10 protein-coding genes are annotated in these 14238 nt (G+C 60.3%); 8 read left to right on the top strand and 2 right to left on the bottom strand.

Annotation, left to right across the window (positions count from 1 at the left end; all coding sequences use genetic code 11):
- Nucleotides 1–111: 111 nt before the first annotated feature.
- Nucleotides 112–1107, bottom strand: a complete 996-nt coding sequence (locus tag EC915_RS04055; RefSeq protein WP_133749214.1) for an aldo/keto reductase — start codon at nucleotides 1105–1107, stop codon at nucleotides 112–114.
- Nucleotides 1108–1237: 130 nt separating this feature from the next.
- Between EC915_RS04055 and EC915_RS04050 the strand changes: the two genes are divergently transcribed.
- From EC915_RS04050 to EC915_RS04015, 8 genes are all read left to right on the top strand, one after another.
- Nucleotides 1238–2158, top strand: a complete 921-nt coding sequence (locus EC915_RS04050; protein WP_133749213.1) for a LysR family transcriptional regulator — start codon at nucleotides 1238–1240, stop codon at nucleotides 2156–2158.
- A gap of 123 nt (nucleotides 2159–2281) precedes the next feature.
- Nucleotides 2282–2782 carry a thiol peroxidase gene (gene tpx / locus EC915_RS04045; RefSeq protein WP_133749212.1) on the top strand — a complete coding sequence of 167 codons (501 nt, stop codon included), beginning with the start codon at nucleotides 2282–2284 and terminating at the stop codon, nucleotides 2780–2782.
- Between the two features lie 194 nt (nucleotides 2783–2976).
- Nucleotides 2977–4317 (top strand): MdtA/MuxA family multidrug efflux RND transporter periplasmic adaptor subunit, encoded by a 1341-nt coding sequence (locus EC915_RS04040; protein ID WP_133749211.1) that lies wholly within the window; start codon nucleotides 2977–2979, stop codon nucleotides 4315–4317.
- On the top strand, nucleotides 4314–7409 hold the full coding sequence (locus tag EC915_RS04035; RefSeq protein ID WP_133749210.1) for an MdtB/MuxB family multidrug efflux RND transporter permease subunit: 3096 nt from the start codon (nucleotides 4314–4316) through the stop codon (nucleotides 7407–7409). Before EC915_RS04040 ends, EC915_RS04035 begins: the two co-directional genes overlap by 4 nt.
- Before the next feature lie 88 nt (nucleotides 7410–7497).
- Nucleotides 7498–10605 carry an efflux RND transporter permease subunit gene (locus EC915_RS04030; protein ID WP_133749209.1) on the top strand — a complete coding sequence of 1036 codons (3108 nt, stop codon included), beginning with the start codon at nucleotides 7498–7500 and terminating at the stop codon, nucleotides 10603–10605.
- Entirely contained in the window at nucleotides 10602–12092 is a 1491-nt protein-coding gene (locus EC915_RS04025; RefSeq protein ID WP_133749208.1) for an efflux transporter outer membrane subunit, read from the top strand. The genes EC915_RS04030 and EC915_RS04025 overlap by 4 nt, the downstream gene beginning before the upstream one ends.
- 187 nt (nucleotides 12093–12279) lie before the next feature.
- Nucleotides 12280–13026 (top strand): SDR family oxidoreductase, encoded by a 747-nt coding sequence (locus EC915_RS04020; protein WP_133749207.1) that lies wholly within the window; start codon nucleotides 12280–12282, stop codon nucleotides 13024–13026.
- A gap of 219 nt (nucleotides 13027–13245) precedes the next feature.
- Entirely contained in the window at nucleotides 13246–13791 is a 546-nt protein-coding gene (locus tag EC915_RS04015) for an MgtC/SapB family protein (RefSeq protein WP_133749206.1), read from the top strand.
- A 53-nt stretch (nucleotides 13792–13844) separates the two neighbouring features.
- Here the strand turns inward: EC915_RS04015 and EC915_RS24765 are convergent, their stop codons facing one another.
- Nucleotides 13845–14006, bottom strand: a complete 162-nt coding sequence (locus EC915_RS24765) for a hypothetical protein (RefSeq protein ID WP_166650906.1) — start codon at nucleotides 14004–14006, stop codon at nucleotides 13845–13847.
- Nucleotides 14007–14238: the final 232 nt, after the last annotated feature.

Below are 14238 nucleotides of genomic sequence, written 5' to 3'. Positions count from 1 at the left end.
AAGCGCGAAACGTTTCAAATGCTGGCTGGAGGCTGTACGCGTGCTGTAGACCGCCCATTGGCGGTCTACAGCGGGGGCAACTTCCACGCTTCACAACAGAAAACTCAAGGGTTAACCGTTCACCAACTTCATCGCCGCGTCGGTGTAGCGCCCACCTGCCACTTCAGTCACCGGGAATAGATCTTTCAACGCCTGCAGCTCACTTGCACTCAGGTGCACATCCAGCGCCGCCACGTTCTCTTCCAGATACTTGCGCTGTTTGGTACCGGGGATCGGAATCACATCGTTACCCTGGGCCAGCACCCAGGCAAGTGCCAGTTGACCGGCACTGAGCCCTTTGTCCGCGGCCAGTTGCTGCACCTTTTCAACCAGCACCAGGTTCTTTGTGAAATTTTCGCCTTGAAAACGCGGGCTGCTGCGGCGGTAATCATCGGCGGCGAAGTCATCGGGGCTTTTCAGCGTCCCGGTCAGAAAACCACGGCCAAGGGGGCTGTATGGCACGAATGCAATACCCAGCCGACGACAGGTTTCCAGTGCGCCGTTTTCCTCCGGCTCGCGACTCCATAACGAATACTCGGTTTGCAGCGCAGCGATCGGATGGACCTTGTGCGCACGTTCCAGCGTGCTCGCCGACGCTTCGCTCAATCCCAGATAACGCACCTTGCCAGCCTTGACCAGTTCGGCCATGGCACCGACCGACTCCTCGATGCTGATCTTCGGGTCAATCCGGTGCTGGTAGTACAGATCCAGCGTGTCGATCTTTAGTCGCTGCAGGGTGCCGTCAATGGCGGTCCTGATGTACTCCGGGCTGCCATCAACGCCCCGTGCAGCAGCATCGCCGGGTGTGCGTACAATCCCGAATTTGCTGGCTATGAAAGCCTGTTCACGCTTGCCGGCCAACGCTTTTCCGAGCAGCTCTTCGTTGGAATGCGGGCCATACATGTCCGCGGTGTCAAACAGGGTGACGCCCAGGTCCAGCGCGCGATGAATCGTCGCAATGGCTTCCTGAGTGTCGCCGCCGGTGGTATAGAAATCGGTCATGCCCATGCAGCCCAGGCCGACTGCCGAGACCAGAGGTCCGTTTTTGCCGAGTTGACGCGTTTGCATGATGGGGTCCTTTCTCAGTTCAGGAGGTTCAACACCGCCCATTGTTGCCACTCGACAGACTGTCGATAAACCGGCTAAAAGTGCTTTCACTGTTGGCTATTTCTAAATAATCCCTAGGGTCGGAATCGAAATGGACCGTTTCAATGCCATGCGCGCCTTTACCCGCATCGTCGAGCTCGGCGGTTTTGGCAAAGCCGCAGACAGCCTCCACATGCCTCGCGCTTCGGTGACCATCCTGATCAAACAGCTGGAGGCGCACCTCGGCGCGCAATTGCTGTTACGCACGACACGGCAGGTGACGCCGACGCTGGACGGGCAGGCCTATTACCAGCGTTGCGTGAGCCTGCTTAACGACCTGGACGACACCGAGTCGGCCTTCGCCACGGTGGCGAAGGCGCCTGAAGGGGTGCTCCGGGTGGACATGCCTTCCGGTTTTGGTCGCCTGATCCTCATGCCTGCATTGCCTGAATTCACCGAACGCTACCCTGGCCTGGAAATGGAAGTCGGCATGAGCGACCGCCCGGTGGATTTGATTCGTGACGGCTACGATTGCGTGATCCGCGGCGGGCAACCCCTGGACCATTCGCTGGTGGCACGACCTTTGGCACAAATGCGTCAGGTCGTCTGTGCCAGCCGGCAATATCTGGACCTACATGGGACGCCCCTGACACTGGAAGACCTGCCGCAGCACAAAGTCATCGAATATTTTTCCAGCACGTCGAATAAACGTTACGGCCTGGAGTTCGTTATAGAAGGCAAGGCGCAGGAGCTCACGTTGCCCAAAACCCTGTCGACCAACAGCGCAGACGGTTATCTGGCCGCCTGCAGCGCGGGCTATGGCCTGGTGCAGACGCCTTACTACCATGTAGCGGAGGCTCTGCAGCAGGGCAAATTGATCGAAGTGCTGGGAGATTGCCCACAACCGCGGTTGCCATTGACAGCGCTGTACCCGGCTCACCGACAGATGTCGCGCAGGGTCAGGGTGTTCGTCGACTGGCTGGTGGAACTGTGCGCAAGACCGGGCCTGCTGGATAGAGCCTCCAAGGCCTAAGGCCTGGCAACAAATTCGCGGGCAGCGGTAGGTGGCAAAACGGTTTCGTGGTTAACTTCCTGCTTTATTGCATTGCCTTATCACCCTCCTGAAAACTCTAACTTCAGAACAAGGACTCAGCTCATGGCTCAAGTGACTCGTCGAGGCTCTCCGGTACAAATCAGCGGTCAACTGCCCGACGTCGGCAGTACCGCACCGGCCTTCAAGCTGGTCGGGGGTGATCTGTCCGACGTCACCCTGGAAAGCTTTGCCGGCAAACGCAAAGTGCTGAACATCTTTCCAAGCGTCGACACACCGACCTGTGCCACCTCGGTGCGCAAGTTCAACACTCAGGCCAACGAACTGAACAACGCGGTGGTGCTGTGTATTTCCGCCGACCTGCCGTTTGCCCAGGCACGTTTCTGTGGTGCCGAAGGCCTGGAAAACGTGAAAAACCTTTCCACCATGCGCGGTGCCGAGTTTTTGCAGGACTACGGTGTCGCCATCGCTGACGGCCCCATGGTCGGCCTGACCACCCGTGCCGTGGTGGTACTGGATGAGAACAACAAGGTTCTTCACAGCGAGCTGGTTCCGGAAATCGGCCAGGAGCCCAACTACGAGGCTGCGCTGGCAGTGCTCAGGTAAATTGTTCGCCAGGCAGTGCCAAAACCGGCGCTGCAATACATGGCAACACAATGCGGCCTGACTCGATCAGGCCGTTTTTATATACAGGTCAGCACCTTACTGAGCTAAGTAGCAGTTCAATTGCTGCTCAACGCCCTTTGCTTGGCGTGTAACTATGCTTATTGTTCAGCCTCCCGAAGACGCCCACCCGCACATTGGTTAATTCATTCATGCAATCGTCTGGTTTCCGTAACTCCCGTCGCTGGCTGCTCAGCCTACTGGTTCTATTGATTGTCGCAGCTGTCTGCTGGCATTTCTGGCCAGTCTCGGCGGCAAAAACCGATGCCGGCGCGCAAAATGCAGAGCAACCGCACAAGGGTGCCAGCCGCAGTGGCGGGGCCGGGAAGATGGTTGGCCAGCGTCCGGGCTTTGGCGGCTCCACGGCGCCAGTGCCGGTACGGGTTGCGCCCGCGATCACCGGAGACTTCCCGATCTATTACAAGGCGCTGGGGACCGTCACGGCGCTTAACACCATCAACGTGCGCAGCCGGGTCGCGGGCGAGCTGATGAAAATCAACTTTCAGGAGGGGCAGCAGGTCAAGGCAGGCGACTTGCTGGCAGTGATCGACCCTCGCAGTTACCAGATCGCGCTGCAACAGGCAGAGGGCACTCTGATGCAGAACCAGGCACTGTTCAAGAATGCGCAGCTGGACGTGCAGCGCTACCGGGGCCTGTACAAGGAAGACAGCATCGCCAAGCAAACGCTGGACACCGCCGAATCGCTGGTCGGTCAGTATCAAGGCACGATCAAGACCAATCAGGCGGCGGTGGGCGATGCAAAGCTCAACCTCGAGTTCTCCCAGATCCGCGCGCCTATCTCCGGCCGTATCGGCTTGCGCCAGCTTGACGTGGGCAATCTGGTGGCGGCCAATGACACGACGGCGCTGGCGGTCATCACTCAGACCCAGCCGATCACTGTCAATTTCACGCTGCCTGAGAAAGACCTCGCAGAGGTGATCGGTCATTACCGCAGCGGCGACAAGCTGCCGGTGGAAGCCTGGGACCGTGGCGATGTGAAACTGCAGGCCACGGGCGTGCTGACGAGCATCGACAACCAGATCGATATCACCACCGGCACCCTGAAATTCAAGGCGCGCTTCGATAACGACAACGAAACGCTGTTCCCCAATCAGTTCGTCAACGCGCGATTGCTGGCCACCACCCTCAAGAGCGTGGTGCTGGTGCCCACGGCCGCCGTGCAATTTGGGGTCAACGGCACTTTTGTTTACATGCTGGAGGGTGACAAAAAGGTTCGCATTCGCCAGCTCAAGACCGGCCCGAGCGATGAAAACTCAACCGTTATCATCCAAGGCCTGGCAGCAGGTGATCGTGTGGTTCTGGAGGGCACCGACCGCCTGAAGGACGGTAGCAATGTGGAAGTGGTCAACGACAGCAAGGATGTTCCGGTTACGCCGGGCCAGAAGCTGCAGGGCCAGCCGTCCAGGGAGTCCGGCGAATCGGCAGCCGTGGACACCGTGAACAAAGGCAACGCATGAATCTGTCACGCCTGTTCATACTCAGGCCCGTCGCGACCACGCTCAGCATGCTGGCCATCGTTCTGGCGGGTCTGATCGCCTACACCTTGCTGCCGGTCTCGGCGCTACCGCAGGTGGACTATCCGACGATCAGGGTCATGACGCTGTACCCCGGCGCCAGCCCGCAAGTGATGACCAGTGCCGTGACCGCACCTCTGGAGCGTCAGTTCGGTCAGATGCCCGGCCTGACCCAGATGGCATCGACCAGTTCCGGTGGCGCCTCGGTCATCACCCTGCGTTTCAGCCTGGACATCAATATGGATGTCGCCGAGCAGCAAGTGCAGGCCGCGATCAACGGGGCCACCAACCTGCTGCCCAACGACCTGCCGGCACCGCCGACTTATAACAAGGTTAACCCGGCGGACACTCCGGTCCTGACGCTGGCCATCACCTCGAAAACCATGCTCTTGCCCCAGCTCAATGATCTGGTGGATACGCGCATGGCGCAGAAAATCGCCCAGATCAGCGGCGTCGGCATGGTCAGCATCGCGGGCGGACAGCGTCAGGCGGTGCGGATCAAGGTCAATCCCGATGCCCTGGCCGCAAACGGGCTGAACCTGTCGGACGTACGCACCCTGGTCAGTGCTGCGAACGTCAACACACCCAAGGGCAACTTTGACGGGCCGACCCGGGTATCCATGCTCGACGCCAATGATCAGCTCAAATCCCCCGAGGATTACGCCAACCTGATTCTCACCTACAAGAACGGCGGCCCGCTGCGTCTTAAAGACGTCGCGCAAATCGTCGATGGCGCGGAAAATGAACGACTCGCTGCCTGGGCCAACGAAAACCAGGCGGTGCTGCTGAACATCCAGCGTCAACCGGGTGCCAACGTCATCGAGGTGGTCGACCGGATCAAGGCCTTGCTGCCGAGCATCACCGACAACCTGCCTGCCGGCCTGAACGTGATGGTGCTCACCGATCGCACCCAGACCATTCGCGCGTCGGTCAGCGACGTGCAGCACGAATTGCTGATTTCTATCGTGCTGGTGGTATTGGTCACCTTCCTGTTCCTGCGACGCTTCAGTGCCACCATCATCCCGTCGGTGGCGGTGCCGCTCTCGCTGGTCGGCACGTTTGGCGTGATGTATCTGGCCGGTTTCTCGGTCAACAACCTGACCTTGATGGCGATGACCATCGCCACCGGTTTTGTGGTGGACGATGCCATCGTGATGCTGGAGAACATTTCCCGGCACCTGGAGGAGGGCGAAACACCGCTGCAAGCGGCGCTCAAGGGCGCCAGGCAGATCGGTTTCACGCTGGTGTCGCTGACTGTTTCGCTGATCGCGGTGCTGATCCCGTTGTTGTTCATGGCCGATGTGGTCGGAAGGCTATTCCGGGAGTTCGCCATTACCCTGGCCGTGGCGATTCTGATCTCGCTGGTGGTGTCGCTGACCCTGACGCCAATGATGTGCGCGCGGCTGCTCAAGCGTGAACCCAAAGCGCAGGAGCAAGGCCGTTTCTATTGCGCCAGCGGCCTATGGATCGATTGGCTGATCGCTGCCTATGGGCGCAAATTGCAGTGGGTGCTCAGGCATCAGCCGTTAACCCTGATGATCGCCATCGCCACCCTGGGCGTCACCGTGCTGCTGTACCTGGTGGTGCCCAAGGGCTTTTTTCCGGTGCAGGACACCGGCGTGATCCAGGGCATTTCCGAGGCGCCGCAGTCGGTGTCCTTTGCCGCCATGAGTGAACGCCAGCAGGCGCTGGCGAAAATCATTCTGCAGGATCCGGCGGTGGCCAGCCTGTCGTCCTACATCGGTGTAGACGGCGATAACGCTACGCTGAACAGCGGGCGCATGCTAATCAACCTCAAACCTCATGGTCAGCGCGACCTGTCGGCCCCCGAGGTGATCCAGCGGCTGCAGCCAGCAGTGGATCAACTATCGGGTATTCGTCTGTTCATGCAGCCGGTGCAGGACCTGACCATCGAAGACCGCGTCAGCCGTACTCAGTATCAGTTCAGCCTGTCTTCACCGGACGCCGAGCTGCTCAGCCTGTGGAGCGGCAAGCTGGTCGAGGCGCTGGCCGAACGCCCCGAGCTTGCCGACGTTGCCAGCGACCTTCAGGACAAGGGCTTGCAGGTCTATCTGAACATCGACCGGGATGCCGCCAGCCGTCTTGGCGTGACCGTCGCCACCATTACCGACGCCCTGTATGACGCCTTCGGCCAGCGACAGATTTCAACCATCTACACCCAGGCCAGCCAGTACCGCGTAGTGCTGCAAGCGGCTGCAGCCAGTGAGCTGGGCCCGCAGGCGCTGGAGCAGATTCACGTCAAGACCACCGATGGCGGCCAGGTCAAATTGTCGAGTCTGGCCAGGGTCGAACAGCGTCAGGCGCAATTGGCCATTGCGCACATGGGCCAGTTCCCGGCGGTGATGATGTCGTTCAATCTGGCTCCCGGTGTGGCGCTGGGTAAAGCCGTCGAAGTGATCGAGCAGGTGCAGAAAGACATCGGCATGCCGATTGGCGTGCAGACCCAATTCCAAGGCGCGGCCGAAGCGTTCCAGGCGTCGTTGTCGAGCACGCTGCTGCTGGTGCTGGCGGCCGTGGTCACCATGTACATCGTGCTTGGGGTGCTGTACGAGAGCTACATTCACCCAATCACTATCCTCTCGACCTTGCCATCGGCAGCCATCGGTGCCTTGCTTGCGCTGATTCTGAGCGGCAACGACCTGGGCATGATCGCGATCATCGGCATCATTCTGCTGATCGGTATCGTCAAGAAGAACGCGATCATGATGATCGACTTCGCCCTGGACGCCGAACGCACCCGAGGCGTCGATCCGCAAACGGCGATCTACGAAGCCGCGCTGCTGCGCTTCCGGCCCATTCTGATGACCACCCTGGCGGCATTGTTCGGCGCCATCCCGCTGATGTTCGCCACAGGCTCAGGCGCTGAATTGCGTCAACCGCTGGGTCTGGTCATGGTCGGCGGCTTGCTGGTCAGCCAGGTGCTGACCTTGTTCACCACGCCGGTCATCTACCTGTATTTCGACCGAATGGGGCGCAGGTTCCGACGCTCAGGCAAGACCGAGGTGGCGGCATGAGCGGCAAGCTTCGCGCGATAAACCGCAAGCTGAACGGCGGCGCGGCTTTTTTCTGTGGCTTTGCGCTCGGTACTCGGAGCGGCTTCTTGTGAATCTGTCGGCGCCTTTTATTCGTCGGCCTGTCGCAACGATGCTGCTGAGCCTGGCAATCATGCTGCTGGGCGGGATGAGCTTCGGACTGCTGCCGGTATCGCCCTTGCCGAACATGGACTTCCCGGTGATTGTGGTCAGCGCCTCGCTGCCCGGAGCCAGCCCGGAAATCATGGCGTCCAGCGTGGCCACGCCCCTGGAGCGTTCCTTGGGCGCGATTGCCGGGGTCAGCGCCATGAGCAGCCGATCAAGCCAGGGCAGCACCCGGGTCATTCTGCAATTCGATATGGGCCGCGACATCAACGGCGCGGCGCGGGAAGTTCAGGCCGCTATCAACGCTTCGCGCAGCCTGCTGCCGAGCGGGATGCGCAGCATGCCGACCTATAAGAAGGTCAACCCGTCCCAGGCGCCGATCATGGTCCTGTCATTGACCTCGGACGTGCTGGAAAAGGGTCAGTTGTACGACATGGCCTCGACCATTCTGTCCCAGAGCCTGTCCCAGGTGAACGGTGTGGGAGAGGTGCAGATCGGCGGCAGCTCATTGCCGGCGGTGCGGATCGCGCTGGAGCCCAAACTGCTCGACCAATATGGCGTATCGCTGGATGAAGTGCGCACGACGATATCCGGCTCCAACGTGCGCCGCCCCAAGGGCTCGGTCGAGAACGCCGAGCACAACTGGCAGGTGCAGGCCAACGACCAGCTGGAGAAAGCCAAGGACTACGAGCCGCTGGTGATTCGCTACCAGAACGGCGCGGCGCTGCGTCTCAAGGACGTGGCCAGTGTCCGGGACTCGGTGGAGGACCGCTACAACAGCGGCTTCTTCAACGACAAGGCTGCCGTGCTGCTGGTGATCAACCGCCAGGCCGGCGCGAACATCATCGAAACCGTGGCGGCCATCAAGGCACAATTGCCGGCCTTGCAAGCCGTGCTGCCCGCCAGCGTCAAGCTGGATCTGGCCATGGATCGCTCGCCGGTAATCAAGGCCACCCTGCACGAAGCCGAAATGACCCTCTTGATCGCCGTGGTGCTGGTGATCATGGTGGTGTACCTGTTCCTCGGTAACTTCCGGGCCTCATTGATACCGACCCTCGCGGTGCCAGTGTCGCTGGTGGGCACGTTCGCTATCATGTACCTGTGCGGCTTTTCCCTGAACAACCTGTCGTTGATGGCGCTGATTCTTGCCACAGGCCTGGTGGTGGACGACGCCATCGTGGTGCTGGAGAACATTTCCCGGCACATTGATGACGGCGTGCCGCCGATGCAGGCGGCCTATCGCGGCGCGCAAGAGGTAGGATTCACCCTGCTGTCGATGAACGTATCGCTGGTAGCGGTGTTCATCTCGATCCTGTTCATGGGCGGACTGGTGGAAAGCCTGTTTCGCGAGTTTTCCATCACCCTGTCGGCTTCGATCGTCGTCTCGCTGGTGGTCTCCCTGACCCTGACCCCGATGCTTTGCGCCCGCTGGCTCAACCCTCACGTGCCGGGCACGGAGAATCGTCTGCAGCGCTGGAGCCAGCGCGTCAATGATCGGATGGTTGCCGGGTACGACCGCAGCCTGAGTTGGGCCCTGCGTCACCGGCGCCTGACCCTGCTCACGCTGCTGCTCACTATCGGCGTCAACATCGCGCTTTATGTGGTAGTGCCCAAAACTTTCCTGCCGCAGCAGGACACCGGGCAGTTGATGGGTTTCGTACGCGGCGATGACGGTCTCTCGTTTTCGGTGATGCAGCCGAAGATGGACATATACCGCACCGCGATCCTCAGGGATCCAGCAGTGGAAAGTGTCGCAGGGTTCATCGGCGGCACCAGTGGCACTGGCAATGCCTTCATCATCGTGCGCCTCAAACCGGTTTCCGAGCGCAAGCTTGGCGCCGAGCAGATCGTGGAGCGGCTGCGCAAGGAAATGCCGAAAGTGCCGGGCGGACGCCTGTTCCTGCAACCCGATCAGGACCTGCAATTGGGCGGTGGCCGGGAGCAGACCACCTCGCAATACCAATACATCCTGCAGAGCGGTGATCTGGAAAGCCTGCGCCGCTGGTATCCAAAAGTGGTCGTGGCACTCAAATCCCTCAAGGAGCTGACTGCCATTGACGCGAACGATGGTGCCGGCACGCAGCAAGTGACCCTGGTCGTCGACCGTGATGCGGCCAAGCGGCTGGGCATCGACATGAACATGGTCACTACTGTGCTGAACAACGCCTACAGCCAGCGTCAGGTGTCTACCATCTACGATCCGTTGAACCAATATCAGGTGGTGATGGAGGTCAATCAAAAATATGCCCAGGACCCCACCACGCTGGAGCAGGTGCAAGTGATCACCGCCGATGGCACGCGGGTCCCCTTGTCCACTTTCGCTCACTATGAGCGCAGCCTGGAGGATGACCGTGTCACCCACGATGGTCAGTTCGCCTCGGACAACGTCTCCTTCGACCTCGCCGAAGGGGTGACGCTGGATCAGGCCACGGCGGCGATCGAGCGCGCGGTGGCAGCACTGGGCATGCCGGAAGACGTGATTGCCAAGATGGCCGGCACCGCCGATGCGTTTGCAGCGAGCCAGAAGAGCCAGCCATGGATGATCCTCGGAGCGCTGGTGGCGGTGTACCTGGTACTGGGGATCCTGTACGAAAGTTACGTTCATCCGCTGACCATTCTGTCGACCCTGCCGTCAGCCGGCGTCGGCGCGCTGCTGAGCATTTATCTTACTGGCGGTCAGTTCAGCCTGATCTCCTTGCTGGGTCTGTTTCTGCTGATTGGCGTGGTGAAAAAGAACGCCATCCTGATGATCGATCTGGCGCTGCAACTGGAGCGCGGCAGTGGCATGAGCCCGCTGGAATCGATCCGCAATGCCTGCCTGCAACGCCTGCGTCCTATTCTGATGACCACCCTGGCAGCGATTCTCGGCGCCGTGCCGTTGTTGCTCAGCAGTGCCGAAGGCGCGGAAATGCGTCGACCGCTGGGCCTGACGATCATTGGCGGGCTGATCCTCAGCCAGATTCTCACGCTGTACACCACACCTGTGGTTTACCTTTACCTCGACCGTCTGCGCCACCGGGTCAACAAATGGCGCGGTGTGCGCACGGATGCTGCCCTGGAAACTCCGCTATGACTCATCGCCTGAACATTTCGATCAAACAGCGGACCTTGCCGTGGCGGCGCACCTTTACCGTCAGCTTGGGCGCTCTGCTGCTGAGCGCCTGTGCGGCCGGCCCTGACTACCAGAAGCCGGAAGTCACCACACCTGCTCACTTCAAGCAGGCCGAAGGCTGGACTCAGGCCAATCCCAGCGACGCCATCGCTCGCGGCGCCTGGTGGGAGATCTACGGCGACGTGCAGCTGAACGCCCTGGTGCAAACGCTCAATACCTCGAACCAGACCGTGGCCCAGTACGAAGCGCAATACCGTCAGGCCGTGGCATTGGTACGCAGTGCGCGCGGTGCGTTCTTCCCGACACTGGACCTGACCACCAGCAAGAATCGTTCAAGCCAGGGCACCGGCAGCAGCAATTCGAGCCTGAGCAGTTCCAACAGCGGGATCCGAGACACCTACAACGCACAGCTGGGCGTGAGCTGGGAAGCGGACGTGTGGGGCAAACTGCGTCGCGGACTGGAAGCCGATAAAGCCAGCGCGCAGGCAAGCCTTGCCGACTTGGTCTCGATGCAACTGAGCCTGCAATCGCAACTGGTGCAGAACTACCTGCAGTTGCGGGTGATCGATGAGCAAAAGCGTTTGCTTGAGTCTACGGCGCAGACCTACGAGCGCTCGCTCAACATGACGCAGAACCAATACCGCGCCGGAATTTCCGGACGCGATGCCGTGGCCCAGGCACAGACTCAACTGAAGACCACCCAGGCGGACCTTATCGACCTGACATGGCAGCGTGCTCAGTTCGAGAGCGCTATCGCCGTGCTGATGGGGCAGGCTCCGGCGGACTTCAGCCTGCCCCCGACGACGAGTATTCCAGCGTTGCCACAGATCCCAGCGCAGTTGCCTTCACAGCTGCTGGAGCGTCGCCCGGACATCGCGGCCGCTGAGCGTTCGGTGATGGCGGCCAACGCCAATATCGGTGTGGCCAAAGCCGCTTATTACCCGGACCTTACACTGAGCCTGAACGGCGGCTACAGCAGCAGTACGTTCAGTAACTGGATCAGCCTGCCGAACCGGTTCTGGTCTGTTGGCCCGCAGCTGGCGATGACGCTGTTCGACGGCGGCCAGCGCGCCGCCGAAGTCGACCGCACCGAAGCGGTGTACGATCAGACCGTCGCGCAGTATCGCCAGACAGTGCTGGACGGTTTCAAGGAGGTTGAGGACTACATGGCGCAATTGCGCGTGTATGAACAGGAAGCCGGGGTGCGCGCCGAGGCGCTGGAGGCGGCCCGCGATTCGTTGCGCTTGACCAGTAACCAGTACAAAGCCGGGCTGATTGGCTATCTGGATGTGGTGAACGTACAAACCACAGCCCTGAGCAACGAGCGCAGTGTGCTGACGTTGTTGCAGAGCAGGCTGATCGCCAGCGTGCAGTTGATCGCCGCACTCGGCGGTGGCTGGAGCGCCGAAAAAAGTCTGTCGCAGCCACCGGAGATTTCCAGGCGATGAGCCACGACGTCTCGCATCACGTTAATTGATAGCCCGAAAAGACTTTCCTGTCGGCTTGAGTAGAATTGCTGCCAGACTTCCCGACGTTTCAGGCTTTGCATAACACCAGACCGCTGCGAATGACTGACGCGCACTTCGATGATTACCCCGGTCTGGACAACAATAGCGCTTCGATTCGGACCTTCCCATGGACAAAAACCTCCTCATCACTGGCGGCTCCAGAGGTATCGGCGCTGCCACGGCCGTTCTGGCAGCGGCGCAAGGTTACCGCGTTTGCATCAACTACCTGTCTGATCACGTTTCTGCCGAGCGCGTGTGCGAGCAGATTCGCGAAGCCGGCGGCCATGCCATCGCGATTCAGGCGGACGTGAGCAATGAAGACGAAATCATTCGCCTGTTCTCCCGAGTGGACGCCGAACTGGGGCGAATCAGCGCGCTGGTCAATAACGCGGGGACCGTGGCCGAATCGGCTCGACTGGAAGACATGTCGGAATTTCGCATGCTCAAGATCATGATGAGCAACGTGGTCGGGCCGATGCTGTGCAGCAAGCATGCGTTGCTGCGCATGTTGCCTCGCCATGGCGGCAATGGCGGCAGCATCGTCAACGTGTCTTCGGCCGCCGCGCGCCTGGGCTCGGCGGGTGAATATATCGACTATGCGGCCTCCAAGGGCGCTTTGGACACCTTCACCATGGGGCTGGCCAAGGAAGTGGCGGGCGAGGGCGTACGCGTCAATGCCGTGCGGCCGGGGTATATCTTTACTGATTTTCATGCCCTGAGTGGCGACCCGCAGCGCGTGAGCAAACTGGAGTCAACCATCCCCATGGGCCGCGGTGGCCGGGTCGATGAAGTGGCCGAAGCGATTCTCTGGCTGCTCTCGGACAAGGCCTCGTATTCGACCGGGGCGTTCATTGATATGGCGGGAGGGCGGTAGTTCATCCTCATCCTTGCTGGCGTTCGCAGCCGCTTCGCGGCATTCGCGAGCAAGCTCGCTCCGACAGGAGAGGGTGCTTGCCGCATGTCGGAACAGTCTGTTCGGCGCAGGGCGGTGAAGTCCGGCATGCGGCGCTGCTAGCACGATGCATCAATGCCAGCACTCCGGGCGAACTTTGCGGTCAATTGCTCACTGCATTTCCGGCAAGGAAAAACCCTGATGAACCCCTGGTGGCAAGAAGTCGTCGATACGCTGCGTTCGGAGTTCTCGGACATCACCGATGCAGCGCAATTGACCCGGGTTACGGTGCGATTGGTCATCGCTGCATTGCTGGGCGGAATTCTCGGTTTTGAACGGGAACGCAAAGGCAAGGCAGCCGGTGTGCGCACGCACATGCTGGTGTGCATGGGCGCTGCGCTATTTGTATTGGTTCCACGGCTTGCAGGGGCCAACGACGCCGATCTGAGCCGAGTGGTGCAGGGCATCGTCGCCGGGATTGGCTTTCTGGGTGCCGGCACCATCCTCAAGGGCGAAACACTCAACACGCATCAGGTCAAGGGACTGACCACGGCAGCAGGTTTATGGATGACGGCAGCAATCGGGATTACGGCAGGGATGGGACGAGAGGCGACCGCAGTGCTGAGTACGATTCTCGCTTTAGGAATTCTTAGCCTGATGCCGGTGATCGTGGCACATTTGGAAACGCCGCACAGCGCAAAAAACAGCACCGCTCGCCAAAGGGGCGGGGATTCCCATGAGCCCTGAGGGCGTTTGGCCCTCAGGGCGAGTCCGGCAATGCGAAATACGAAGAACGTGATTCAGGCCAGAACTGCTGGCGGCTCCTGAGTCGGAGGATCGCCCTTGGCCGGTTCAGTCACAGGCGGCATGGTGGGCGATGAAGGTTCGTCGGGTTTTGGAACCGGCAGCTCTGGGTTATCAATGTTCGGATCGGGCGTTTCGGCAGGAACGGGAATGGTCATTGCTACACCTTCCTTCAGCGCAATTTTCAGGGGGCAGTAGTGCCGTGTTTCAATGCGCTCGCACCGTTCGACAGTGGCTCTGATTGAATGATTCAGCGCATTTTTCAGGCGCTTGGCAACCTACCGGCCGGGCACGTGACGCATCGTCTTTGTGCACCGCAAGCTCTTTGAACTTTTCCCTGAAAACGGCGCTCGGAACCTATGCGATCAATCGCGGGCATCTGTGTAGTAG

The organism is Pseudomonas sp. LP_7_YM, from assembly GCF_004364435.1.
Taxonomy (GTDB): Bacteria; Pseudomonadota; Gammaproteobacteria; order Pseudomonadales; family Pseudomonadaceae; genus Aquipseudomonas.
This window is presented reverse-complemented; position numbering and strand designations above follow the sequence as displayed.

Excerpts from the sequence above, each read along its gene's own strand:
- EC915_RS04055 (WP_133749214.1), bottom strand. The coding sequence starts at position 1,107 with ATGCAAACGCGTCAACTCGGCAAAAACGGACCTCTGGTCTCGGCAGTC.
- EC915_RS04050 (WP_133749213.1), top strand. The coding sequence starts at position 1,238 with ATGGACCGTTTCAATGCCATGCGCGCCTTTACCCGCATCGTCGAGCTC.
- tpx (WP_133749212.1), top strand. The coding sequence starts at position 2,282 with ATGGCTCAAGTGACTCGTCGAGGCTCTCCGGTACAAATCAGCGGTCAA.
- EC915_RS04035 (WP_133749210.1), top strand. The coding sequence starts at position 4,314 with ATGAATCTGTCACGCCTGTTCATACTCAGGCCCGTCGCGACCACGCTC.
- EC915_RS04025 (WP_133749208.1), top strand. The coding sequence starts at position 10,602 with ATGACTCATCGCCTGAACATTTCGATCAAACAGCGGACCTTGCCGTGG.
- EC915_RS04020 (WP_133749207.1), top strand. The coding sequence starts at position 12,280 with ATGGACAAAAACCTCCTCATCACTGGCGGCTCCAGAGGTATCGGCGCT.
- EC915_RS04015 (WP_133749206.1), top strand. The coding sequence starts at position 13,246 with ATGAACCCCTGGTGGCAAGAAGTCGTCGATACGCTGCGTTCGGAGTTC.
- EC915_RS24765 (WP_166650906.1), bottom strand. The coding sequence starts at position 14,006 with ATGACCATTCCCGTTCCTGCCGAAACGCCCGATCCGAACATTGATAAC.